Consider the following 21,765-nt stretch of genomic DNA (forward strand, 5'->3'; position numbering starts at 1 on the left):
CGAACGCCGGGCGGCGTCGGTCTTTCACTGCATGGTCCTGGGGGTATCACCCCCGGACCAGCGGGTTCAGCCGCAGCTCTTAGAGAGCGGTGACAGCCTGAGCCTGGGGGCCCTTGGCGCCGTCGCCGATCTCGAACTCGACCTGCTGGTTCTCCTCGAGGGTACGGAAGCCGTTGCCCTGGATCTCGGAGTAGTGGACGAAGACGTCAGCGCCACCATCGTTCGGTGCGATGAAGCCGTAGCCCTTTTCAGCGTTGAACCACTTGACGGTTCCCTGTGCCATGTTCTTTCCCTTACTTACTTCTCGGTGATCGGTGCCCCGCCAACTTTTCGCGAGGCCACCGGGCCGATGCTAGAACCACCGATAAAGGTTGGTCCGTCCGCATGCAAACAACTCCCGCGAACGTTTTACCTACTGACTGCGGGTCTAACCGGTGATACAGCGAGCAAAGCGACGCACAGAAACTGTGACCGCCCACCAGTGTTCCACGTTTCGCGCCGCAGCACCATACCAGCGGCGGTATTTTCTCCCCCGAAATGCCGGATTCGCAGGCCGGCCACAGGTTCCGGTTATACCCGTCAGCGAACAAACCTCCGGTGACCTGCACATATATGTCGTGGAAGGTCTCCGGCGGGGTCAAGCTTAGACTGTTCACCATGAGCGAATCTTTCGGAGGTGAACTCCTCGAGACGCTGCGTCATGCGTCAGGCCCCGGTCGCGGTGCTGATTCGGACACCTTGACCCACGTGCGGACCGAGGGCGCCCGTCCCTCCTCACCGGTTGACTGGCCGGATTGGGTGCTGCCCGCGCTCCGCGACCACCTCATGGACAACGGCATCACCGCCCCCTGGTCGCACCAGGTCGCCACCGCCGGATACGCCTGGGAGGGCCACGACGTGGTTGTCGCCACCGGCACCGCGTCGGGAAAGTCCCTGGGCTACCAGCTGCCCGTCCTGTCACGTCTGGCGTCCGAGCCGACAGCGTCCTGCCTGTACCTCTCCCCCACCAAGGCGCTGGCGCAGGACCAGCGCGCCGCGCTGGCCCGGTTGTGTTCGCAGATCCCGCAGCTCCGCGATGTGATGGTCGCATCCTATGACGGGGACACCCCGACCGAGGCCCGCCGGACGATCCGCGACGACGCCCGCATCCTCGTCAGCAATCCTGACATGGTGCACGCCTCACTGCTGGGACAGTCCCGACGGTGGTCCCGGTTGCTTCGGTCGCTGCGTTTCATCGTCGTCGACGAATGCCACGTGTACCGGGGAGTGTTCGGCGCACACGTTTCGCTGGTGCTGCGACGTCTGCTGAGACTGGCGGCGCGGGCAGGCGCGGAGCCGACGATCATCCTGGCCAGTGCGACGACGGCGGAACCGGAACGTCACGCCGAGCGCCTGACCGGACGCCCCACCGTCGCCGTCACCGACGACGGCTCGCCGCAGGGCGAGCGCACCATCGCCCTGTGGGAACCGGGTTTCCGCGAGGATGTCGTCGGCGAACACGGCGCCCCCGTCCGCCGCGCCGCCACGACGGAGTCCGCCGGCATCATGGCCCGGCTCATCGGCGAAGGCGCGCGCACTCTGACGTTCGTGCGCTCCCGGCGTGGCGCCGAGATCACCGCCCTGGCCTGCGCCGAGGATCTCTCCGCCGCTGGACGACCCGGGGACGCCTCCCGCATCGCCTCCTACCGGGCCGGATACACCCCGGAAGCCCGACGCGAGCTGGAACGACGCCTCGACAACGGTGAGTTGCTCGGCCTCGCAGCCACCAGCGCCCTGGAACTCGGTATCGATGTCGGTGGTCTGGACGCGGTGGTCTCCTGCGGGTTCCCCGGGACGGTCGCCAGCTTCCGGCAGCAGGCCGGTCGTGCCGGGCGGCGGGGACAGGGGTGCCTGGTGGTCATGGTCGCCGGCGACAATCCGCTGGACACCTACCTCGTCCACCATCCCGAGGCGCTGCTGGACACGCCCGTGGAGGCCAGCGTCTTCGATCCCTCGAACCCCTACATCCTCGCCGGCCATCTGCTGTGTGCCGCCGCCGAAGCTCCCCTCACCGACGGTGAGATCGAGCGCTTCGGCCCGACGGCCCGGCGCGTCGTCGACGCACTCGTGGCCGACGGCTCGCTGCGCCGACGCCCCCGGGGTGTGTTCTGTGACCTGGAGATCTCCGGTGAGGTCCACGGGAGGGTCAGTATCCGGGGCGGCGCCGGCGACGAGGTGGTCATTGTCGACCAGTACACCGGTCAGGTGCTCGGCACCGTCGATGCCGCACGGGCGGTCAGCGAGGTCCACGACGGCGCCGTCTACGTCCACCAGGGGGAGAGCTACCTGGTCGACGCGCTGTCCCTGCAGGACTCCGTGTCCCTGGTGCACCCGGAGACCCCGGAGTGGACGACCCGGCCGGAAGAGACCGTCTCCATCCGCGTCGACGGTGTGCGCCGCACCCGCGAGATCGGCGGCACGGCATCCGCACCGTCGGGCGTGTGGACCGCGGACGTGGACGTCGAGGTCTCCCACCAGGTCACCGGTTACCAACGGCGCACGCTGGACGGCGAGGTACTCACCACCGTGCCGCTGGACTACCCGCCACAACGGCTGCACACCCGCGCGGTGGCCTACACCGTGGATCCGGCCGTCCTGTTCGATCTCGGCATCGAGGAACCGCTGTGGCCCGGCACGTTGCATGCCGCCGAACATGCGGCGATCGGGTTACTTCCCCTGCTGGCCACCTGTGACAGGTGGGACATCGGCGGGGTCTCGACGGTGCTGCACGCCGACACCGGGTTCCCCACCGTCTTCGTCTACGACGGTTACGAGGGCGGTGCCGGGTTCGCCGAGGCCGGGTTCGAACGGTTCGCCCAGTGGATGTCGATGACCGCGGACACCGTGGAGTCCTGCGCGTGCGAGTCCGGGTGCCCTTCCTGCGTGCAGTCACCGAAGTGCGGCAACGGCAATGACCCGCTGTTCAAGCACGGCGCCGCGGTACTGCTGCGTGCCTTGGCTGATGCCTCTGCCCGGGTCTGAACACCGGAGAACCGGTTCCACCCCGGGTGTTCCTCCGTCCGTACCCGTGCGCCGGAGGCTACTGTAGGAGAAAATATAGTTTTGCCGGTGATGTTTGTTGAGGAACACGAGGAGTCCGATGTCCCGATCCGTCCTGCCCCCACTCCGGAGTCTCCTGGTTCCCGCGGCGGTCCTTGCACTGGCGGGTGGCGGTCTCGTCCCGGCCGCTGGTGCGGTGCCTGCGGCGGGCAGTTCCGCCGTCGGCTCACTCCCGACGGATCTCGTCGATGCCGGTGATGCTGCACGGCAGCCGGCGGCCAATGAGGAGACACCGGACTGGTCCGGCCTGGATGTCACCTCCGGTGTCGAACTTCCTGATCGGGTCGGTGTGTCCGTCGACGAGGTACCGCTCACTCCGGGGCTCGGCCTGAGTTCTGCAGGTACCCAACAGCGGTTCGTGTACTCGACCGTGGACCAGCACGGAAAGATTGCGGCATCTACGGCTGCGGTCTTCCTGCCGACGGGTCCCGCTCCTGAGGGCGGGTGGCCTGTGCTGGCCTGGGCACACGGCACCGTGGGTCTCGGCGACGACTGCACTCCGTCTGCCCTGCCCCGTGGGGACCGGGACGCCGCTTACCTCAACCACTGGCTGGACCAGGGCTATGCCATCGTCGCCTCGGATTATGTGGGGATGGGGACGCCCGGACTGATGTCATACCTCAACGGATCGGTCAGCGCAGCCAATGTCATCGACTCGGTGGCCGCGGCACAGTCCCTCGGCTCGGTCGGTGCCTCACTGTCCTCGTCCTGGGCGGTGATCGGCCAGTCCCAGGGTGGTGGAGCGGCGTTGCACGTGGCCCATGCTGCGACGGAACGCAGCAACGAACTCGGGCTGGACTACCGGGGCGGTGTCGCCACCGGTGCTCCTGCCTACGTCGAGGAACTGGTGCTCGCCGGGTCGCCGTCCTTCCCTCCGGTCGTGCTTCCGACCGGGTTGAACGTGTACACCGCGTACATCCTCGCCGGATTCCGGGAGGCCCACCCGGAGATCAACCTGGATTCTGTGCTGTCGGACGAAGGACGGCGGATCGCCGACATGGCTGAAACCGCCTGCTATCCCGCGTTGGCTGATGCCCTCGACGGTGTGGGCATGTCCCGTGCCTTCACCGCCCCCATCAACTCGGTGCCTGGTCTCGAGCCTGCACTACGCGCGTACATGGCCACGCCGACTGACGGTTACGACAAACCGGTGTTCGTGGGACATGGTCTCCTGGACATCGACGTGCCCAGTCCCATCGGGCTGATCCTGAACTCGCAGATGTGGATCAATCAGTTCGTCGGTTCCAATGAGCAGGTTGACGTGCACTGGTACCCCGAGGACCACAGCGGGGCGATGGTCGCTTCAATAGCGGATTCCACCCCGTTCCTGCGCTCGCTGTTCGCCTGAGCCGACGTCAGCTCACCGCGACGAAAGTCTTCTGGGAGAACATCCCCGGTTCAACTGCGAGCACACCGTCTGCCGCCGTCTCCGTCGGAACGGTCAGTAGAACATTTCCGGTCGTAGAGCCCCCCTGATAGAGGTCGGACAAGGTGTCGAGACGATCGGGAGTAACCGCGAAGTTACTTCCGTCAACCGAGGAGATCGTGCTGCCGTCGGCCGTGACGTATTCAATCGTGGTCCACGGCATCTCGCCTTCATCCGAATCCCCGATATAGGCGACAGTCGCATTGACCAGTACATACGTCATACCTTCAGGTGCTGGGTCGTTGTACGGGCTCTCCGCCATCACAGCGTCCTGAGCATCGAGGTCGACACTGTTGATCGTCACAGACCAGTCGTCGTCCGAGATCGTCGTCCCGAGCGGGTGCGGGTTCTCACGAGTACCACGATCGTCATCGACATTCGACTGATCACCCTGTGTTCCGGAGTCAGAACCCGGCTCGGAAACCGACACGTCCGTCCCCGACGAGATCTCATCCACGGCATCGTTGAAAGCCGTTCCCACGACTGTGAAGAAAACAACGACTCCCACGAGCGTGCCTACGATCGAGGTCACAAGGCCGGCGATCGCGAAATTCAGCTTCTTGCCCTTGAGACAGAGAGCCACGATCGACAGGATAAACGCGATCGGAAGCAACACCCACCCGACGATGAGTGCGCCCGGGATACATGCGAAAATGAAGCCGACGACAGCGACGATGAAGGCAATCAACCCGAGCGTGTTTTTCTGTTTCTCCGGGGCCGAAGCAAACTGCGGGTTTACGTAACCCGGATGGTACTGGGGGTCGATGTTCGCATTAGCCTGGACACCCTGGCCAGGAATGTTGTCGGGGTCATTCGGCATCTGACCATGAGAATTACTCATACTTGTTATGCACTACGTCTCCGCAGTGCTGTCCTTTCATCTAAATGGACGTTTTTACACATAGTATGGAGAGTTACTCATCAGTAAAAACTTGGTGACCAGAGAACCTTACTTTCATTCTCATGAAGAAAGCAAGACCAGAGATCAGCGGACAGGTCCGGCCTCCGCCGTAGCGGTCCTGCTCGCAATCACCACGGTCACACCGACCCCCTCGACTCCCGCCGGGCCGTAGTCGGTGTCCTCACCGCGTACCAGCTCACATGAGGTGAGCCGGGCGCTGTTCGCCTCGGCGATCTCCTCCGCCGTCCCGCACGCTTCCTCCAGACCTTTGTCCTGCATCACCGTAGCCGCAGACAAGGCGGTCAGGTCCGCTGCGGCGGACGCGCGATGGCCCTGAAGCATGCCCGCCACACCAGTACCGATGACAAGCGCCAACGCCACCACCGCCAGAATGACGGACACGCCGGCGACAGTCACAGAGCCGGCGTCATCGCGGCACATCCTGTGGTTCACCGACGATCACCGCCGTCGCGGACACATCGAACAACCGTCCCGGCACGGTGACATTTACCCGGTACACCAGATGACCGGTCCCTGAATCCGGCGCACCTCCGGGAGAGCCGGTGGACACCGTCACCGACGCCTCCGGTTCACGCTCAGTGACAACAGACCGTGCCGCGGCTGCGTCACCCAGCGCGGCGGCTCTGGCTCCGTCGCGGGCCATGCTCACCGCGCCGAGGTACGTCGCGACGGTGAGAACCCCGGCGATGACGGTGCCGATGACGGCGGTTAAGGCGGTGAAAACAATGGCCGCCTCGACCGTCACGTACCCGTCATCACCGTAGATCCCCCTCACGCTGCCGCCACCGTCTACTGGGTATCCAGCGCGCGTTGGAAGATCGCCGTCAACGCGCCCTCCACCGCGTCGGATGTCACCACGAGATACAGCAGTGCACCCAGCGCCGCGGCCGCGACACATCCGAGTGCGTACTCTATGGTGCTCATCCCCCATAACCGACGTTATCACCCCGTCGTTCCCCGGAGCCTCCGCAGGCTCCGCAGCCTCCGGGGCTTCCGGGGCTTCCGGGGCTTCTTTCCGATCAATGTCCCGCCGGACATCCCGGTCCCTGTCCATGCCGTTTTCTTCCATGTCTTCCCCTCCGTAATTCCGATTGTTGTCACACACCGGCGAACCCGATGACCAGTGGAACCAGTCCCACCACCACGAAGGCGGGGAGAAAGCACAGCGTCAGCGGTGCAGCAACAGCGACGAGCACCCGTTCAGCGCCCGCCCGTGCACTGTCATCGGCCTGTGTCCGTAGACGGTCTGCCTGGGCCGTGACAGCCTCTGACATCCGTCCGCCGTTCCTGACCTGCGACCCGGCCCGACGCGCCACCGGCCCGAAGTTCGGGTCGGAGGCCAGGTGCTGCCATGCACCCGCCCCCGCCCCCAACTCAAGTAGGCCGGCAACGCGCAGCAGGTCGGTTACCGCGTGGTTCATGTCATCGTCACCCCGTGTGCCCTGAGTTGCCCCGTGTACCGCTGCCCGCCACGCCGTCCCGACAGGGAGCCCTGCCTGAATAGCCGCGGCGAAGACATCGAGAACCCGGGCAGCGGCGATCGCGCCGAGACCTGGCTTCGCTGAGACCCCCGGGATGCGAAAACCCCCTGAGACCCCTGCTTTCCCACCGGGCCCGGCGCGACCACCGACCCCGCCGAGCACCGTCACGGTCAGCGACTCCACCCACAGCACGCCGGCACAGGCGAGTCCGGTCCCAAGCAGCAGTACCAGAGCACCCAGAGTGGTCCCGACAAGGAATGCCAGCGGCTCCAGACCCATGGACTGGCCGATGCCGAGCGCCCCTACCGGCAGGAGCAGCAGGATCACCTCCGTCATGCGCGCGCCTGCCAGTGCGCTGGAGACGTGACCGAGGTGGTTCAGGCGGGTGTCCAGGTCCTGCACTGAGCGTCCCATCAGGCTGCCCAGGGCCAGACCGTGACGCTCTGCGGTAGCCCACAGGCGCAGGAGTCTGACAAGCTCCGGATCCTCTCCGTCGCCTGCAGGACGACCCTGGTCAGGGTCACCGGCGATGTCCGCACCGAGCCGGATCCGGTGGATCTGCCGACGTAACCCGTCGCTGATACTGTGCTCCCGGGTGAGCGCCTGCTCCGCCGCCCTTACCGGCCGCGCCCCGACCAGCAGTTCCACTGCGAAGGCATCGGTGAAGTCACGGTATTCCCGGATCCTCCTCCGACTCCCGGACAGTGCCCGGACTGCGCTGATGACACGACCACCGGTGAAGAGCACCATGGCTGCGGTTCCGATCAACGCCATCACCGTCACCATGCCTGGCCCCACACCGGTTCCACCGTCAGGCTGCCGCCCGTGCCGGACAACTGACCGATCTGTGCGAGCCGCCGCTGCCCCTGCTCCCGGTGCAGGTGCACCACGGTGTCCACTCCGTCGACGACCTGACGCGCCACCGACTCCGCCGACATACCGGCCAGGGCACCGAGCGCAAGGAGGCGTCCCGGCACGGCAGACACACTGTTGGCGTGCAGCGTTCCCGCGCTACCCCCGTGCCCGGTGTTGAAGGCCAGCAGCAGTTCCGCGATCTCTGCACCGCGTATCTCCCCGACGATGATGCGGTCCGGGCGCATCCGCAGACTCTGCCGCACGAGCATCCGCATGTCGATGCCACCTGCCCCGTCCGGCCCTTCGTCCCGGGTACGCAACCTCACCGCCTGCGGATGGTCCGGAAGAAGCTCCGGGGTGTCCTCGACGAGCAGCAGCCGCTCGTCGACAGGTACCTCGCTCAACAATGCCGCGAGCAGTGTCGTCTTACCCGCACCCGTGCCCCCACTGACGAGGAAAGAGCGCCGTTGCTCGATGAGCTCACGCAGCAGGCGGGCACCGTCGTCGGGGAACATACCGGTCTCCTGCAGTGCTTCCAGGTTGCGGTGACTGCCGGACAGCGCCCGCAGGCTCACGCAGGCCCCCGCACCGGCAGGAGGATCCAGGACGGCGTGCACACGCACCCCGGCCGCGACCACTCCCTGTGGCAGATCAGTGAGGATGCCGTCGGCGAAGGGACAGGCGTCGTCCAGACGCACACCGCACGCCGCCGCGAGGCGCACGGCAATGTGCCGGCAGGCGTCTTCATCCGGCAGATGCAGGTCCGTCGGTTCGACTCCCCGGCCCCGGTCGATCCACACCGGCCCGGGCCCGTTGATCAGGACATCGGTGACGTTCGGGTCCCCCAATGGAATCGCCAGGTCCCCGAGTCCGGAGAATTCACGGGTGAGTACCCGCACCTGCTCGACCCCGGCACTCTCCGCACCATCCATCATCCCGATGACCCCGGCGATGTCCCCCGGGGACGGGCGGAGCACGGCACGGTCCACCAGTTCGTCCCTCACCCGGTCGAGGAGGGCCGGGGGCGGGGAGTGGACCGCGGAGCCAGTCGACGGGACAGACACCGCTGAACGCACCTTCGTCCGACCGATCACCGGATCTCCTCCAACAACCGGAGGGCCGCGGTCCCGGCGGTCCCCGCAGCGCTTCCCGTGGGCCGGAAGTCACCGCGGTCCACATCCACGGTGAGGAAGGGATCGTCCTCCCAGGTCACCGTGGGCGCCCGTCCCAGCAGGCTCAGCGTCTGGTTCCAGGTCAGACCGGAACGCGGGAGTTCGCGCAACACGACATGGATCCGGCTACAGGTGGCCACGACATGTCGCGCCGCCAGGACCGCCGGGACGGTCTGCGGTACAACCAGGATCCGGCCGGTCACCGTCTCCGGTAGTGCCGACAGGTCACCGCGTCCGCAGTCCCTGACGACCGGACGAGACGGCAGCGCCGTGCACACCACCCCGGTGGACCGCCGGGGCTCGACCACGCCGACATCCTGCACCCAGGTCACCTCCCGGTCGGCAGGATCGTCCTCCCCGTCGCGTTCGGCACCGAGAAGCAGCCGGAACTGCCCCGACCGGGACAGCGGGTCGTCATCCACCAACAGTGCCTGGCCCGGGCCGTCAGTACCGTCCGGTCCCGGATCTGCCACAGCTCCGGCGAGTGCGGCAGCGAAGACACTGGTCCCGGCGCCACCGACCACACCCGCGACAGCGATGTCGAGTGGGTCATGACAGCCGATCGCGGCCGCCAGCTCATTCGCAGCCTCCGGGATCTGCAGGGCCCCGGACCCGACGCCCGGCACACCACTGACCCGGATGACACGCACCGAGGACCGGCCTCCGGCCGTCTCCGGCACATCAGGATCCGGCGAGTCCGTCACCAGGACCAGACCGGGGAGGTCGGCTACCTCGTCCTCCCGGACCATGCGTCTCCCGGTCACTGTGACAATCATGGCGACCTCATCCACCAGCCCGGGATCATCAAGCATCAGCAGCACCGGCGACGCCTTCTCCCGCCGTGGACGGCTGACCCCGGAGTACCTGCCGGACACTCCCCTGACACCTCGTGTTCCCCTCATGGCGGTAGATAGTGGCATCACCGGCCACCCCGACGGTAGAGCCGGACCACCAGGAGGTGAACCTGTGGACAACTTCGGACCGGATTCCGTGTCACTGTCCCCAGGCCCCGTGGACAACGCTCACCACGAGAGGATGATATGAGACGCAGGGTAACGAACATAACTCCTGGGACGTATGGTGTAGATGTGACTACGCCGCAGGGAGAACCACGCGAGCCGGACGACACCCATGCCGAGAACACGCCCGTCGCCGAGCTGATCGAGTCCATCGCCACCGATTCCGGCGCGGACCCCTCAACCGTCCTCGCCGTCTTCGACCTGGACAAGACGATCATCGACACCTCGGCGTCGATGGCCTACCGCAAACCCCTCGCCGAACGTGGACTGATCACCACCACCGACATGCTGCGCATGCTCATGATGCTGGGCAACTACATGATCAGCGGACACGACGACAACTCCCTGAACACCACCCGCGACACCCTGGTGGCCATGATCCGGGGGCGCAGCCAGGCCGATCTCGCCGACGTCGCACACGGCGCCCTGCAGGACGTCATCGTCCCCGTCATCTACTCCGAGGCCCGCACCCTCATCGCCCGGCACCACGCCCTGGGCCACCACGTCGCGATCATCACCGCCTCCGCCCGCGTCCTGGTGACCCCCATCGCCGACGAACTCGGCGCCGACCATCTCATCGCCACCGAACTCGACGTCGACGACGACGGCCGGTTCACCGGCGAGGTCCCGTTCTTCTGCAAGGGTCCGGCCAAGGTGGAAGGGCTCCGCCGTCTCGCCGGGACGGAAGGCTACGACCTCTCCGTCAGCTACGCCTACACCGATTCAGCGACCGACCTCCCCCTGCTCGAAGCCGTCGGCCACCCCACCGCCGTGAACCCCGACCGTACCCTCCGCCGCGAAGCGACCACCCGCGACTGGCCCATCGCCAGGTTCGGACGCACCGAACCGCTGTTCACACTTCCCGAGCACACCGGCGCCATCGCCGGGACATCCGCCGCTGTCGCCCTCGTCGGCACCGTCGCGGCAGGACTGCTGGTCTGGCTCCGGGGACGCGAGGACGAGTAGAAAGAGTACGGCTTCTCCCTCACCATGCAAGAGCCTCTGGCACAATAGCGTGGAGAACCAACCAGTAGGATCCGAGTTAGACCATCGACCAGGAGAGTGCGTAGTGAGCGACAAGAACAGCAACGGCCTGTTCACTGACCAGGACAGCTTCAACCCCAAGGTCAACTCCATCCCGCTGTCCGACGTGGACGCGCAGGCCGCAGGTCGTGGCGGCAGTATCGCCGACCTCGTGAAAGACGCCACCGCCCAGGTGTCCTCCCTGATCCGCTCCGAAGTGGAACTGGCCAAGACCGAGATCTCCGGCACCGCGAAGAAGGCCGGGATCGCCGTCGCCCTGTTCGGTGCCGCCGGCGTCGTGCTGGCCTACAGCTCCTTTTTCTTCTTCTTCTTCCTCGCGGAGCTGCTGGACAACTGGCTGCCCCGCTGGTCGGCGTTCCTCATCGTCTTCGGCATCATGTTCGTCCTGGTGGCGCTCCTGGCACTCGTCGGCGTGAAATTCGTGAAGGGTGTCAAGAAACCACAGGCGACAATCGACTCCATCAACGACCTGAAGTCCGTCGTCCCCTCCGGCAAGAACGACGCCACCGCAGACAACGGGATGTTCACCTAGCCCACTCGGGCGATCCCCTCTCTACGATGACCCCTCCCTCCGACGCGACGCACCGGTACATCCATACCCGGGGCATCCGGTTGCATGTCGTGCTCCAGGGCCCGGCCGATGCCCCGCTGGTTCTGCTCATCCACGGCTTCGCCGGCGGCCACTTCGACTGGCGCGACCTCATGCCTGAGCTCTGCGACCCCACCGCCCCGCCGGTGCGTGTCGCCGCCGTCGACCTGCGTGGCTACGGCCGCTCAGACAAGACACCCCGCGGCTACGACCTGACCACCGCCGCCTCCGACATGTGCGGGGCCATCCGCGCGCTCGGGCACACCGACGCCCTCGTCGTCGGACACGGTGAAGGCGGTCTGATTGCCTGGACGATGGCCGCCCATGAGCCGCAACGTGTCCGCGGTATCGTCACCCTGGCCTCCGCTCACCCCCTGGTGCTCGCCCGGTCTGTCCTCCTGCACCCTGTATCCCAGTGGCCACGGGTGCGCGCCTCGCTCTACGCCCAACTCCCCCGCCTCCCCGAACGTGCACTGCGCAGGAACGGGTCTGCTGCCGTGGCCACCTCCTTCCGCCACCAGGTGGCACCCGGATTCCGTGGTACCGACAGGTGCCGGGACCACGAAGAGCTCCGCCGTGAGGCGATGCAGATCGACAAGGTCGCACACCTGTCCTGTGAATACCGGCGCTGGACCCTGCGCAGCCGGCTGCGGCCCGAGGGCGGCGACTTCAACCGGACGTTCCCCGCCCGTACCGAGGCCCCCGCCGTCTGCGTCGACGGGTCGATGGACCCCGCCTACTCCCGTCGGATCGCGCGGCGCTCGGCTGCCCGGGGCGCTGAGGGGTCGAGATCGGAGCTCCTCTACGGCGTCGGCCACTTCCCCCACATCGAGGATCCCCCGGCTGTGGCGGCGATCATCCGCGCCGTTTCCCGGCGCGATCAGGAGCACTAGGCGGCAGTACCCGGTCGAGCACCTCAGCCTGGGGGAAATCCAGGTGGGCGACTCCGGGCAGGGTGTGGAGCTCGACATCATCGGCACCTGCCGCGCGGTGCCAGGCGGAGCCTTCTGCGGCTGCGCTGAGAGCATCGAAGCCGTCGATGCTGCGCGTTCCGTCATCAAGGTCCCCGACGTACCACCGCAGCGGAACTGTGATCGGTTCGGCACCGGAGTCAGGTGTCTCCTCCGGCGCCCCGCCTCCCGCCATCAGCACCGCCCCGCCGGACACCAGTTCCCGGGCGCTACGCAGAACACCGTAACTGAGCATCTCGGCCCCTCCCGAGTACCCCGACCACCAGACGTTGTCCGGATCCAGCCCGTATTCGCCGTGTACGCGGTCATCGACCAGAGCGGTCAACCAACGGAGATTCCTGTCGAGCGTGCGCCACCACGTTTCCCCGCGACGGTGATCCGGGGTACGGGGCGCGATGAGGACCATGTTGCGGGACGCCGCCACCTGTGCGATCTCGGTCAGCGTGGGCTCTCCCCCGTCGCCACCGTCCCCGTCGAGGTCGAACTCTCCCGCGCCGTCGCCGTGCAGGTGGACGAGCACGCCCCTCGGCGGACCAGAACCGTCAGAACCGTCAGAACCGTCCAGGTCGGCGACCTCTCCGCAGCTGTAGGTGTAGACCTGGCTGCTGCGTCCTTTGTGGCGGAACTCGCTGATGTCGGGATGACAGGTACCGTCATCCCTCCCGTCACGCACCAGCGCGGGTGTGAGCACGGCGGCACCGACTGCCGTGGCAGCCAGGACGGCGGAACCCCGTCTCCACCAGTGACGCTTCTTGCTGTCGGGTTCACGTGTCACGCCGTCAAGTCTAGACAGTCCGCCTGCCCCCGGCTCAGCTGACCACGCACTTCTGCGTGTCCACCGGGCCGCGGTAGGACGCGATGTCCCCGACATGGGAGAGGACTTCATTCTTCGTCAGGGCGTATCCGGTGTCAGAGTCCCCGACGGCGGCACCGAAGACGAGCCCCAGGACACGACCGTCCCTGTCGAGCAGGGGGCCGCCCGAATTACCCTGTACCACGGTCCCGCGCAGCGTGTAGGCTTCACGGTCCACGCGCGTGTCCGCGTAGATGTCGGGTCCGGAGACCGTGAACATCTCCCGGATACGTGCCGGAGTGGCCTGGAAGGGGCCGCCGAGCGGGAATCCCATGACGATGGCGTCGTCATTCTGCGCGGCAGGGCCGTCAGCCCAGTCCAGCGGCGGGAGCGTCGCCCCGTCCGTGATACGGATCAGGGCGATGTCCTCCGACGGGTTGTAGTAGACGACCTCTCCTTCAGCGTCACCGTCCACGGTCTCCAGCGCGACCCGGCCGGTACCGGCGACAACGTGGGCGTTCGTCATGACCAGGTCCGGCTCGACGGCGAAACCGGATCCCTGCAGGATCCGGCTGCACTGCTCGGCCTCACCCAGCACACGCACCAGCGACGGACGGGTCTCTGCGACGACAGGAGTGTCCGCCAGCGCGGTGTCCGGCGCGTCCACCTCGGCAGAGGGGACGTCATCGAACGGATCGGTGATCACGGGGAACCCGGAGTCGCTGAAGAACGACGCCGTCTGCTGCGGGAGCGCCTCCAGCCACGACGGCGCGATGTCGCTGACTCCCGACAGGATCGACGAGCCGCGCACCGACTTGCCCAGGTCACCGGAGTTGTTGCCGGCCACCGGAACGACGATCAGCCAGACCACGACCACCGTGGTGACGACCTGTACAAGCGCCCCGACCACGGAGTCTGCGCGCAGGGCCACCCGGGTGCGGATGAGATCACGCAGGCGTCCACCGATCACCGATCCGAGCGTGTACCCGATCACGACGGACCCGGCGACGACGGCGAGCGCGGCGAGGAACCGCTGGGTGTCGCCGTCGACGTAGCCCATCACCCACGGCAGGATCCGCAGGCCCAGCACACCGCCACCGAGCACGCCGACCAGTGACAGCAGGGCGGAGAAGCCCCCCTGCCGCCAGCCGGACAGCAGGGCGAACAGTGCGATGACGACCAGGGCGACATCGACGATGACCGAACCGCTCATCGGGGTTCCTTCCCGTTCTCGCCGTTGTCGTTCCCGAGTTCACCGCCGAGGCGGTCACCGAGGACCGCCGGGGCGAGGTTCTCACCGTTGCGGGACGCCTCCAGCGCCGCAAACAGGTCACCCACCTCGGGAGGTTGCCCGTCGGTCCACGGATCCTCCCAGACCTGGTCCCATCCGGCTATCTGCAGCAGGGCGTCCACGACGCCACCGGTGAACCCCCACAGGAGATAGCCGTCTACGTCGAAGGCCGGGCCGTGCCAGCCGAGGAACCCGATCCGGCTGCGGAGGGCGGGCTCCGCCAGGCGGGCCACCGGGTACGCCCGCACCCAGTCCGACTCCTGGGTCGCCGGGTGCACCGGGCCCGGAGTCCGCCACCAGGCGATGACGGGGATGACCGCGTGGTTCGTCCGGTCGATGTACAACGGGTCCATCACCGTCACAGGGACAACCGAGGCAGGATCGAGGGCGGTCTCCTCGACCGCTTCGCGCACGGCGGTCTCCACCGGGCCCGCGTCCTGGGGCTCACGACGGCCCCCGGGGAAGGCGATCTGCCCGGAGTGGGTGCGCATCCTGGGGTTACGGTGGGTCAGCAGGACGGTCTTCTCCCCTGTCTCGTCCTCGCCGAGCAGCACGAGCACTGCGGAGTACCGGGGCGGGGTGCCGTCCGGGCCGGTGTCGGGGACGGTCCGTGCCGGCTCGCTGAAGATTCCCGCCGCGGCGTCCTCCCCGGCGTCCGTACGTGCTGCCCTGACAAGGGCGCGGACCCATCCGGGCAGGTCAGCGGGAATCCCCGGCTGTGTCTGGGCGGCATCCAGCCAGTCCTGCAGTGAGTGGTCCCTGTCCGGGGACCCGGTGGGTCGGTTCATGAGTTCCCCATACTACGTGCCATCAGCTCTTCCACCTGCTCCACGGAGGTCAGTTCGCCGGGGTGCATCTCCAGACGCGAACCGTCGGCGCCGTAGATCACCGACAAGGGGACGACGGCCGGCAGCGACGCCGCAGCGGCGACGGCTCCGGTCGAATCCTGGAAACTCGCGATCCGGACGCCCAGGTCAGCCAGGAGATCCACACCAGCCTGCCCACGTTCGTTGGCGTGCACACCGACGATGTTCCACTCCGGATGCTTCTCAGCGACCTCCTGGAGCACCGGCAGTTCCTGTCGGCACGGGCCACACCACCACGCCCAGACATTGACGAGGGTCGGGCGTCCCGAGGCGAGTTCGGCCACCGATGCGGTGGATTCCCCTCCTCCGTCCGTCAGACACGGCAGGACGACGTCGTCGAGCTCGGCGTCCTGTGCCACCGGAACACTGCCGTCCGGCGACGGACAGGACATGCGCTGGCCTGCCGGAACATCGTAGGACGTGTCGGCCGGGTCCGGTGGCGTGGAGTCGTCCGGTGCCGGTTCCACGGATCCGGGCGGGACGGAGGACGTCGGCGCCACCGGGGTCGTCGCGTCGTCCCCACCGGTCAGCGAGATGATCATCGGCACGGCGGCAACTGCCACACCGACGACGACCACCACGACCAGCAGGACCGTGCGCAACCGCGAACCCGCGGCGTCGGGACGGCCTGGAGTCTGACCCGTCTCCTCGGAGCCGGTCACGCCTGCACTCCTGCCCGGTCCCCGGCTCCGGATGACGGGCATTTGGGCGCCAGGACGCAACTGGCGCAGTCGGGTCGGCGGGAATGGCACACACGCCGACCGTGGAAGATCAACCGGTGCGAGAACATCGTCCACTCCTTCTTCTCCACCATCGCGGTGATTTCCCTCTCCACGGCGACGGCGTCGGTCTGCGTGGTCAGTCCCAGCCTGCGGACAACCCGCCCGACGTGGGTGTCCACCGGGAAGCCCGGCACGTTGAAGGCATTGCCCAGCACGACATTCGCCGTCTTGCGGCCCACACCGGGCAGGGCGACGAGTTCCGGCATCGTGCCGGGCACCTCACCGCCGTGTTCGTCGCACAGTGCGGTCCCCAGACCGATGAGACTCGACGCCTTGTTCCGGAAGAAACCCGTCGGGCGGATGAGCTCCTCCAGCCGCTCCCGGTCGGCACCGGCGTAGGCGGCTGCGTCCGGGAATTCCCGGAACAGTTCCGGAGTGACCTGGTTGACGCGTCTGTCCGTGCACTGCGCGGACAACACCGTCGCGACAAGGAGTTCGAGCGGCGTGGAGTAGTCGAGCTCGCAGTGCGCGTCCGGGTACTCCTGCGCCAGGGTCCTGTTGACCCAGCGGGTCCGACGGGTCAACGCCAGCGGACTCTCACCGGACGGACGGTGACGGGCGGCGGAGTGTGAAGACCCTGAGGACCGAGAGGATTGGGAGGAGGATGTGTCGACCATGGTGGAGACAGTCTAACCCGCGTTCCACAGAACATGCCCCCTACGCTGTATTGTGTGGAGTGACCCTTTTCGGGGGCCGGTGTGACCAACCCGTCACCGTCGGCCAGAGCATCGCCAGCACCGCCAGCTTGCCACCGAACAGCAGACAAACAGTACCAAGACCAGGAGTCAGACGAGTAATGGGTGAAGTACCTGAGATCCTGTCTCGCGCCGGAATTTTCCAGGGTGTCGAGGCCACCGCGGTCAACGCACTCATCGAGCAGTTGGAGTCGGTGACGTTCCCACGAGGCACCACCATCTTCGACGAGGGTGAACCGGGCGACCGCCTCTACATCATCATCAGCGGCAAGGTGAAGCTGGCCCGGCACGCGCCGGACGGCCGGGAGAACCTGCTGACGATCATGGGACCGTCCGACATGTTCGGTGAGCTGTCCATCTTCGATCCGGGGCCCCGCACCTCCGCGGCCGTGTGTGTCACCGAGATGACCGCCGCCACGATGGACTCCCAGATGTTGCATGACTGGATTTCGGCCCATCCCGAGATCTCCGAACAGCTGCTCCGGGTACTGGCCCGGCGTCTGCGCCGTACGAACAACACGTTGGCGGACCTGATCTTCACCGACGTCCCGGGGCGCGTGGCCAAGGCACTGCTGCAGCTGGCCAACCGGTTCGGCGTCCAGGAGGGAGGTGCGCTACGTGTCCACCACGACCTGACCCAGGAAGAGATCGCGCAACTCGTCGGCGCGTCGCGGGAGACGGTCAACAAGGCCCTGGCCGAGTTCGCCCACCGCGGCTGGATCCGCCTGGAAGGCAAGTCGGTGCTGATCTCCGACACCGAGCGACTGGCCAAGCGCGCCCGCTGACCCCACCCTTCCCGGCGGCTCCCGTCTCAGCGTGAGTTTCCGTCCCGATTTCCCGCCCCGGTGACACCGGCGCACGGGAAACGGGCCGGAAGCTCACGCTTTTTGCCGTCCACGGGCTACCGGATCCTTGTGAATCAGGTGCCAGAATCCGTCGCCACAGCGCCGTTGAGCCGACCGATCTTGGCACCTGAATGACACTGCCGTACCTCTGGTTCTCAACTCTCCGGAAAAGTAGGTAGACTGATCTGGCTACCTAACTGTCCGTGGACGACCGAGGAGATCAGCGTGCCGGAGACCCGACGCCGCCCTGCCCGCGAGCGAATTCTCGCCGCAGCCACAGAACTGTTCTACGAGCGGGGAATCGCCGCAACGGGCATCGACACCGTCGTCGCCCATGCCGGCGTCGCCCGTAAGAGCCTGTACAACAACTTCTCGTCGAAGGACGACCTCATCGCCGCCTTCATCGACCAACGCCACCACCAGTGGCTCGGCCTCTACCACGACCGTCTCCGGGACGCAGGCCCCACACCGGCAGGCCGGGCCCTCGCCGTGTTCGACGCCTACACCGACCACGCCGAGGCCGACGGTCAGCGCTTCCGCGGCTGCGGGCTCCTCAACAGTGCCGCCGAGTTCCCGGCCGGCTCGCCACCGCGTGTCCAGGTGAGCAGGCACAAGCAGGAGGTCGAAGATCTCCTGCTGGCGGCACTGAAACCGGGCCCCCTGACCGAGGACACCGAAGACGCGGTCGGCGTCACTGCCGGGCACCTCTCCTTCCTGCTGGAGGGCGCCATGACACGCTCGGGGCTGGACGGCACGACAGAGCATCTGCGTCGCGCGCGTGACCTTGCCGAGGAGATCGTCCGGCGGGCGACGACCGGTTCCCCCGACGCCGTATGACGGCCTCCCGCCTTCCTGCACTCCTGGCCGTCACTGTCACCGCCGTGCTCTGGGGGACCACGGGCACCGCCGCCAGTCTGGCCGAGAACGTCGGTCCGCTGGCAATCGGGGCCGTGTCCCTCGGGGTCGGCGGCCTGCTGCAGGCACTGATCGCCGCTCCCGACCTGTGGCGCACCCGCACACTGCTCCGCGAGCAGCGTGGCATGATCCTGCTCGGCGGGCTCGCCGTGTTCGCCTATCCACTGGCGTTCTACAGTTCGATGCACCTGGCCGGGGTCGCCGTGGGCACGGTGATCTCCCTGGCGTCAGCGCCACTGGCCGCCGGCGTCATCGAGAAAGTGACCGGAGGGACCTCGTTGGGCCCCTGGTGGAGCAGCGCAGCCGGGCTCGGGATCACCGGCGCGGTGCTGATCAGTGTGGCCTCCGGCGGGGACGACACGACCGCCGACAATTCAGCGACCCTCGCCGGCATCGCGCTCGGCCTGCTGGCGGGTGTGTCCTATGCGCTGTACGCCTGGGTGGCCTTCCGGCTGATGCTCGCCGGAACGGGACGGGCCGCGGCGATGGGATCGGTTTTCGGCGTCGGCGGGGCCCTGCTGGTACCCGTGCTGCTGGTGACCGGTGGGCCTCTCCTGGACTCCGCCACGACGCTGGGAGTGGCTGCCTACATCTCGCTGGTCCCCATGTTCCTGGGGTACGTGTTGTTCGGTTACGGGCTCACCCGGCTCTCCCCGAGCACGGCGACCACGGTGACACTGCTCGAACCAGCCGTCGCCGCCCTGTTGGCGGTACTTGTCGTCGGGGAACGGCTCGCCCCGTTGGGCTGGGTCGGTCTCGTCCTGATCGGGCTGGTGCTGGTTGTTCTTGCGCTCGCCCCGGACCGGTCTCACTCCCCGACGGAGAGCCGTTGAGTCCGGGAGCCCGGGGATCCGCTTACAGTTTACCGAGATGCCGGAGGGCGACGCGGGTGGACTGTTTGGCTGAGTCCCGCAGCACCGGATCCACGTCGGTGTAGATCTCGTCGACGATCTGACCGACGGTCGCGTCCGGACCCAACGCCTCCACTGCCTCGGTGACCTGCCGTAACCTGTGCTCACGGCGCTGCAGGTACTTGACCGCCAGCTGGGCGGTGTCGTCGCGGTCGGGACCGTGCCCCGGCAGCATCCGCACCCCGGATCCCCGCCGCGCGAGTAGCCGCAGGGACTCCAGGTAGTCCCCCAGGTCGCCGGTGGTCTCCGAGATCATGGTCGTGTGTCGGCCCGCGATCGTGTCCCCGGTGAGGATGCCCTCGAGATCCGTGCTGGACTCTCCACCCTCGGTGTGCACCGCGAAGCATACCGAGTCGTCGGTGTGGCCGGGTGTGGCGAGCACCTCGATGCTCGGGGTCATGCCGTCGCACCGGATGATCTCGCCGTCCACGAGGGGCTCCCCGCCGATGCAGTAGCGTTTGTCGACGGCACGCACAGGGGCCCCGACGAGTTGCCGGAGCCTGCCAGCTCCGTCGGCGTGGTCGGGGTGATGGTGGGTCAGGAGGATCAGCGCCACCTCTGCGCCGCCCTCGGTCGCTTTTCTACGGAGGACGTTGAGGTGACCTTCGTCGTGGGGTCCCGGGTCGACAATGACGCTCGCCATGTCACCTGGGGCCCGGATGACCCACGAGTTGGTGCCCTCGAGGGCCTGGTAGCTGGGGTTGTCACACAGAACCACTCCGACGGAGGGGGTGACGGGACGCAACTGGCTGTACGCGGGGTGCTCCATGTCACCGATCCTACTGTGGGGAACGCCAATCGACAGGCCCGGCGGGGGTGATCCCCGGGCGGGGCAGCTACGACACGCGCACGACCAGTTCGACCTCGACGGGACTCCCCAACGGCAGTTCGGCGACGCCGACGGCACTGCGGGCATGCGCGCCAGCCTCCCCGAAGATCTCGCCGAGCAGGTCGGAGGCGCCGTTGACGACGGCAGGCTGTCCGCCGAAGCCGGGCGCAGAGGCCACGAATCCGACGACCTTGACGATCTGGCGGACACGGTCAATCCCCACGAGGTCGTCGATCGCCGCCAGGGCGTTGAGGGTGGCCGTGCGGGCGTGGGACGCGGCGTCCTGCGGGGACACGGCCGCGTCCTCCCCCACGGCTCCGGTGGTGGGCAGCACACCGTCGGTGAAAGGCAGTTGGCCCGAGGTGAAGACCAGGTCACCGGTCTGGACCGCAGGAACATAGGCGGCGACCGGTGCCGCGACCGGGGGAAGCGTGATCCCCAGCTCAGCGAGACGGTCGGAGACCCTACCGCTACCGCCGGTACCGCCGGTGCCGTCAGTGCCGCCGGTCATCTACTTCTCCCGCTTCAGGTAGGCGACGTGCTGCTCGCCGGTGGGCCCGGGAAGGACGGACACGAGTTCCCAGCCGTCCTCACCCCAGTTGTCGAGGATCTGCTTGGTCGCGTGGGTCAGGAGTGGAACGGTGGCGTATTCCCATTGAGTCATGCCGACGAGTATACAAACGCTCCGGCCGCGTGGAACAGGGCCGGAGCGGGAGTGGTGGAACCGGGCGGAATCAGCCCTGGGACGCCTCGAGCTGGCCGGCGAAGAAATCCGCCCAGCTCTCCACCTCAGGGTGCTTGCGCAGCAGGGCGCGGCGCTGACGCTCGGTCATGCCTCCCCACACGCCGAACTCGACGTCATTGTCGAGGGCGTCCGCGCGGCACTGGAGCACGACCGGGCAGTGGCGGCAGATCGCCACTGCCTTGCGCTGGGCCGCACCGCGGACGAACAGCTCTTCGGGGTCGATGTTGCGGCAGTGCGCCTGGGTGATCCACTCGCCCCGGTTGTTGAAGGACTCGCGGGTGGTCACCTGACCGGCCGTGCGGTGCAGGACGCCCTGGTTACCGCTACGGACCTCGGGGGCGGCACCGTCGTCCGCGCAGGTGGTGCCGGTGGTGCTGTCAGGATGTCGGAGTGATGCGGTCATGATGTCCTTCCGCTGTGGATAGTGGCCGGGAATGACGATCCCCGGCTCCGGAGATCGAGACCCCGGAAGTGATCATCAGCAAACTGGATGTAAGTGTATTCACACAGATTTA

At 67.2% G+C, this 21,765-nt stretch carries 25 protein-coding genes; 8 read left to right on the forward strand and 17 right to left on the reverse strand.

From position 1 onward, the window contains the following. Positions 1-79: 79 nt before the first annotated feature. Complete coding sequence (locus FS507_RS03015; protein ID WP_038546005.1) at positions 80-283, reverse strand: cold-shock protein; 204 nt, start codon at positions 281-283, stop codon at positions 80-82. 374 nt (positions 284-657) lie between these two features. Here FS507_RS03015 and FS507_RS03020 point away from each other — a divergent pair, with 374 nt between their 5' ends. Both FS507_RS03020 and FS507_RS03025 read left to right on the forward strand, forming a co-directional pair. Then, complete coding sequence (locus FS507_RS03020; RefSeq protein WP_145941343.1) at positions 658-3,021, forward strand: DEAD/DEAH box helicase; 2,364 nt, start codon at positions 658-660, stop codon at positions 3,019-3,021. A 118-nt stretch (positions 3,022-3,139) separates the two neighbouring features. After that, positions 3,140-4,447 carry a lipase family protein gene (locus FS507_RS03025; RefSeq protein WP_145941344.1) on the forward strand — a complete coding sequence of 436 codons (1,308 nt, stop codon included), beginning with the start codon at positions 3,140-3,142 and terminating at the stop codon, positions 4,445-4,447. Positions 4,448-4,454: 7 nt separating this feature from the next. On the opposite strand, the gene FS507_RS03030 is transcribed toward FS507_RS03025, so the two are convergent. The 7 genes from FS507_RS03030 to FS507_RS03060 all read right to left on the reverse strand — a co-directional run bounded on the left by FS507_RS03030 (position 4,455) and on the right by FS507_RS03060 (position 9,857). Next, positions 4,455-5,366, reverse strand: a complete 912-nt coding sequence (locus tag FS507_RS03030) for a DUF4352 domain-containing protein (RefSeq protein WP_222121380.1) — start codon at positions 5,364-5,366, stop codon at positions 4,455-4,457. Between the two features lie 144 nt (positions 5,367-5,510). Then, the gene (locus FS507_RS03035; RefSeq protein ID WP_260853128.1) at positions 5,511-5,879 is read right to left on the reverse strand and encodes an Rv3654c family TadE-like protein; all 369 of its coding nucleotides are present in this window, start codon (positions 5,877-5,879) and stop codon (positions 5,511-5,513) included. After that, positions 5,854-6,222: a TadE family type IV pilus minor pilin gene (locus FS507_RS03040; RefSeq protein WP_145941345.1), complete on the reverse strand. Its 369-nt coding sequence runs from the start codon at positions 6,220-6,222 to the stop codon at positions 5,854-5,856. Before FS507_RS03040 ends, FS507_RS03035 begins: the two co-directional genes overlap by 26 nt. A gap of 14 nt (positions 6,223-6,236) precedes the next feature. Continuing rightward, positions 6,237-6,371, reverse strand: coding sequence for a DUF4244 domain-containing protein (locus FS507_RS03045; RefSeq protein WP_145941346.1), 135 nt, complete (start codon positions 6,369-6,371; stop codon positions 6,237-6,239). Positions 6,372-6,544: 173 nt separating this feature from the next. Continuing rightward, a complete protein-coding gene (locus FS507_RS03050) occupies positions 6,545-7,702 on the reverse strand; it encodes a type II secretion system F family protein (RefSeq protein ID WP_260853129.1) in 1,158 nt (385 codons plus the stop codon). Positions 7,703-7,707: 5 nt separating this feature from the next. Next, positions 7,708-8,877: a TadA family conjugal transfer-associated ATPase gene (locus FS507_RS03055; RefSeq protein ID WP_145941347.1), complete on the reverse strand. Its 1,170-nt coding sequence runs from the start codon at positions 8,875-8,877 to the stop codon at positions 7,708-7,710. Continuing rightward, the gene (locus FS507_RS03060; protein ID WP_145941348.1) at positions 8,874-9,857 is read right to left on the reverse strand and encodes a hypothetical protein; all 984 of its coding nucleotides are present in this window, start codon (positions 9,855-9,857) and stop codon (positions 8,874-8,876) included. Before FS507_RS03060 ends, FS507_RS03055 begins: the two co-directional genes overlap by 4 nt. A 186-nt stretch (positions 9,858-10,043) precedes the next feature. On the opposite strand from FS507_RS03060, the gene FS507_RS03065 reads away from it, so the two are divergent. The 3 genes from FS507_RS03065 to FS507_RS03075 all read left to right on the forward strand — a co-directional run bounded on the left by FS507_RS03065 (position 10,044) and on the right by FS507_RS03075 (position 12,500). Then, positions 10,044-10,940 (forward strand): HAD family hydrolase, encoded by an 897-nt coding sequence (locus FS507_RS03065; RefSeq protein ID WP_260853130.1) that lies wholly within the window; start codon positions 10,044-10,046, stop codon positions 10,938-10,940. A gap of 103 nt (positions 10,941-11,043) precedes the next feature. Further along, entirely contained in the window at positions 11,044-11,550 is a 507-nt protein-coding gene (locus FS507_RS03070) for a phage holin family protein (RefSeq protein ID WP_145941350.1), read from the forward strand. 26 nt (positions 11,551-11,576) lie between these two features. Next, complete coding sequence (locus FS507_RS03075) at positions 11,577-12,500, forward strand: alpha/beta fold hydrolase (RefSeq protein WP_145941351.1); 924 nt, start codon at positions 11,577-11,579, stop codon at positions 12,498-12,500. Here FS507_RS03075 and FS507_RS03080 read toward each other — a convergent pair. The 5 genes from FS507_RS03080 to nth are packed head-to-tail and all read right to left on the reverse strand — an operon-like array spanning position 12,463 to position 16,927. Next, complete coding sequence (locus FS507_RS03080) at positions 12,463-13,353, reverse strand: alpha/beta hydrolase (protein WP_145941352.1); 891 nt, start codon at positions 13,351-13,353, stop codon at positions 12,463-12,465. The two genes, FS507_RS03075 and FS507_RS03080, sit on opposite strands and share 38 nt — an antisense overlap. A 34-nt stretch (positions 13,354-13,387) precedes the next feature. Beyond that, positions 13,388-14,584: a MarP family serine protease gene (locus FS507_RS03085; RefSeq protein ID WP_145941353.1), complete on the reverse strand. Its 1,197-nt coding sequence runs from the start codon at positions 14,582-14,584 to the stop codon at positions 13,388-13,390. Then, positions 14,581-15,450, reverse strand: coding sequence for an NUDIX hydrolase (locus FS507_RS03090; protein WP_145941354.1), 870 nt, complete (start codon positions 15,448-15,450; stop codon positions 14,581-14,583). Before FS507_RS03090 ends, FS507_RS03085 begins: the two co-directional genes overlap by 4 nt. After that, positions 15,447-16,190 (reverse strand): TlpA family protein disulfide reductase, encoded by a 744-nt coding sequence (locus FS507_RS03095; RefSeq protein WP_260853131.1) that lies wholly within the window; start codon positions 16,188-16,190, stop codon positions 15,447-15,449. Before FS507_RS03095 ends, FS507_RS03090 begins: the two co-directional genes overlap by 4 nt. Then, entirely contained in the window at positions 16,187-16,927 is a 741-nt protein-coding gene (gene nth, locus FS507_RS03100; RefSeq protein ID WP_145941356.1) for an endonuclease III, read from the reverse strand. Before nth ends, FS507_RS03095 begins: the two co-directional genes overlap by 4 nt. 179 nt (positions 16,928-17,106) lie before the next feature. Between nth and glxR the strand changes: the two genes are divergently transcribed. The 3 genes from glxR to FS507_RS03115 all read left to right on the forward strand — a co-directional run bounded on the left by glxR (position 17,107) and on the right by FS507_RS03115 (position 19,598). Next, a complete protein-coding gene (gene glxR / locus FS507_RS03105) occupies positions 17,107-17,790 on the forward strand; it encodes a CRP-like cAMP-activated global transcriptional regulator GlxR (RefSeq protein ID WP_075814043.1) in 684 nt (227 codons plus the stop codon). A 285-nt stretch (positions 17,791-18,075) separates the two neighbouring features. Then, positions 18,076-18,687, forward strand: a complete 612-nt coding sequence (locus tag FS507_RS03110) for a TetR/AcrR family transcriptional regulator (protein WP_260853132.1) — start codon at positions 18,076-18,078, stop codon at positions 18,685-18,687. Continuing rightward, the gene (locus FS507_RS03115) at positions 18,684-19,598 is read left to right on the forward strand and encodes a DMT family transporter (RefSeq protein WP_145941358.1); all 915 of its coding nucleotides are present in this window, start codon (positions 18,684-18,686) and stop codon (positions 19,596-19,598) included. Before FS507_RS03110 ends, FS507_RS03115 begins: the two co-directional genes overlap by 4 nt. A gap of 22 nt (positions 19,599-19,620) precedes the next feature. Here the strand turns inward: FS507_RS03115 and FS507_RS03120 are convergent, their stop codons facing one another. From FS507_RS03120 to FS507_RS03135, 4 genes are all read right to left on the reverse strand, one after another. Beyond that, positions 19,621-20,445 carry an MBL fold metallo-hydrolase gene (locus FS507_RS03120; protein WP_145941359.1) on the reverse strand — a complete coding sequence of 275 codons (825 nt, stop codon included), beginning with the start codon at positions 20,443-20,445 and terminating at the stop codon, positions 19,621-19,623. A gap of 67 nt (positions 20,446-20,512) precedes the next feature. After that, a complete protein-coding gene (locus FS507_RS03125) occupies positions 20,513-21,016 on the reverse strand; it encodes a RidA family protein (RefSeq protein WP_145941360.1) in 504 nt (167 codons plus the stop codon). Then, on the reverse strand, positions 21,017-21,169 hold the full coding sequence (locus FS507_RS03130) for a DUF4177 domain-containing protein (RefSeq protein ID WP_075814027.1): 153 nt from the start codon (positions 21,167-21,169) through the stop codon (positions 21,017-21,019). A gap of 70 nt (positions 21,170-21,239) precedes the next feature. After that, positions 21,240-21,653, reverse strand: coding sequence for a WhiB family transcriptional regulator (locus FS507_RS03135; protein WP_304032242.1), 414 nt, complete (start codon positions 21,651-21,653; stop codon positions 21,240-21,242). Positions 21,654-21,765 lie beyond the last annotated feature (112 nt).

This window comes from Corynebacterium glyciniphilum AJ 3170 (assembly GCF_007673095.1).
Classification (GTDB): Bacteria; Actinomycetota; Actinomycetes; order Mycobacteriales; family Mycobacteriaceae; genus Corynebacterium.

What these genes read in the sequence shown, in the direction of transcription:
- FS507_RS03015 (WP_038546005.1), bottom strand. Translation starts at nt 283, where the DNA reads ATGGCACAGGGAACCGTCAAGTGGTTCAACGCTGAAAAGGGCTACGGC.
- FS507_RS03020 (WP_145941343.1), top strand. Translation starts at nt 658, where the DNA reads ATGAGCGAATCTTTCGGAGGTGAACTCCTCGAGACGCTGCGTCATGCG.
- FS507_RS03025 (WP_145941344.1), top strand. Translation starts at nt 3,140, where the DNA reads ATGTCCCGATCCGTCCTGCCCCCACTCCGGAGTCTCCTGGTTCCCGCG.
- FS507_RS03030 (WP_222121380.1), bottom strand. Translation starts at nt 5,366, where the DNA reads ATGAGTAATTCTCATGGTCAGATGCCGAATGACCCCGACAACATTCCT.
- FS507_RS03045 (WP_145941346.1), bottom strand. Translation starts at nt 6,371, where the DNA reads ATGAGCACCATAGAGTACGCACTCGGATGTGTCGCGGCCGCGGCGCTG.
- FS507_RS03050 (WP_260853129.1), bottom strand. Translation starts at nt 7,702, where the DNA reads ATGGCGTTGATCGGAACCGCAGCCATGGTGCTCTTCACCGGTGGTCGT.
- FS507_RS03060 (WP_145941348.1), bottom strand. Translation starts at nt 9,857, where the DNA reads ATGAGGGGAACACGAGGTGTCAGGGGAGTGTCCGGCAGGTACTCCGGG.
- FS507_RS03075 (WP_145941351.1), top strand. Translation starts at nt 11,577, where the DNA reads ATGACCCCTCCCTCCGACGCGACGCACCGGTACATCCATACCCGGGGC.
- FS507_RS03085 (WP_145941353.1), bottom strand. Translation starts at nt 14,584, where the DNA reads ATGAGCGGTTCGGTCATCGTCGATGTCGCCCTGGTCGTCATCGCACTG.
- FS507_RS03090 (WP_145941354.1), bottom strand. Translation starts at nt 15,450, where the DNA reads ATGAACCGACCCACCGGGTCCCCGGACAGGGACCACTCACTGCAGGAC.
- nth (WP_145941356.1), bottom strand. Translation starts at nt 16,927, where the DNA reads ATGGTCGACACATCCTCCTCCCAATCCTCTCGGTCCTCAGGGTCTTCA.
- glxR (WP_075814043.1), top strand. Translation starts at nt 17,107, where the DNA reads ATGGGTGAAGTACCTGAGATCCTGTCTCGCGCCGGAATTTTCCAGGGT.
- FS507_RS03115 (WP_145941358.1), top strand. Translation starts at nt 18,684, where the DNA reads ATGACGGCCTCCCGCCTTCCTGCACTCCTGGCCGTCACTGTCACCGCC.
- FS507_RS03120 (WP_145941359.1), bottom strand. Translation starts at nt 20,445, where the DNA reads ATGGAGCACCCCGCGTACAGCCAGTTGCGTCCCGTCACCCCCTCCGTC.
- FS507_RS03125 (WP_145941360.1), bottom strand. Translation starts at nt 21,016, where the DNA reads ATGACCGGCGGCACTGACGGCACCGGCGGTACCGGCGGTAGCGGTAGG.
- FS507_RS03130 (WP_075814027.1), bottom strand. Translation starts at nt 21,169, where the DNA reads ATGACTCAATGGGAATACGCCACCGTTCCACTCCTGACCCACGCGACC.
- FS507_RS03135 (WP_304032242.1), bottom strand. Translation starts at nt 21,653, where the DNA reads ATGACCGCATCACTCCGACATCCTGACAGCACCACCGGCACCACCTGC.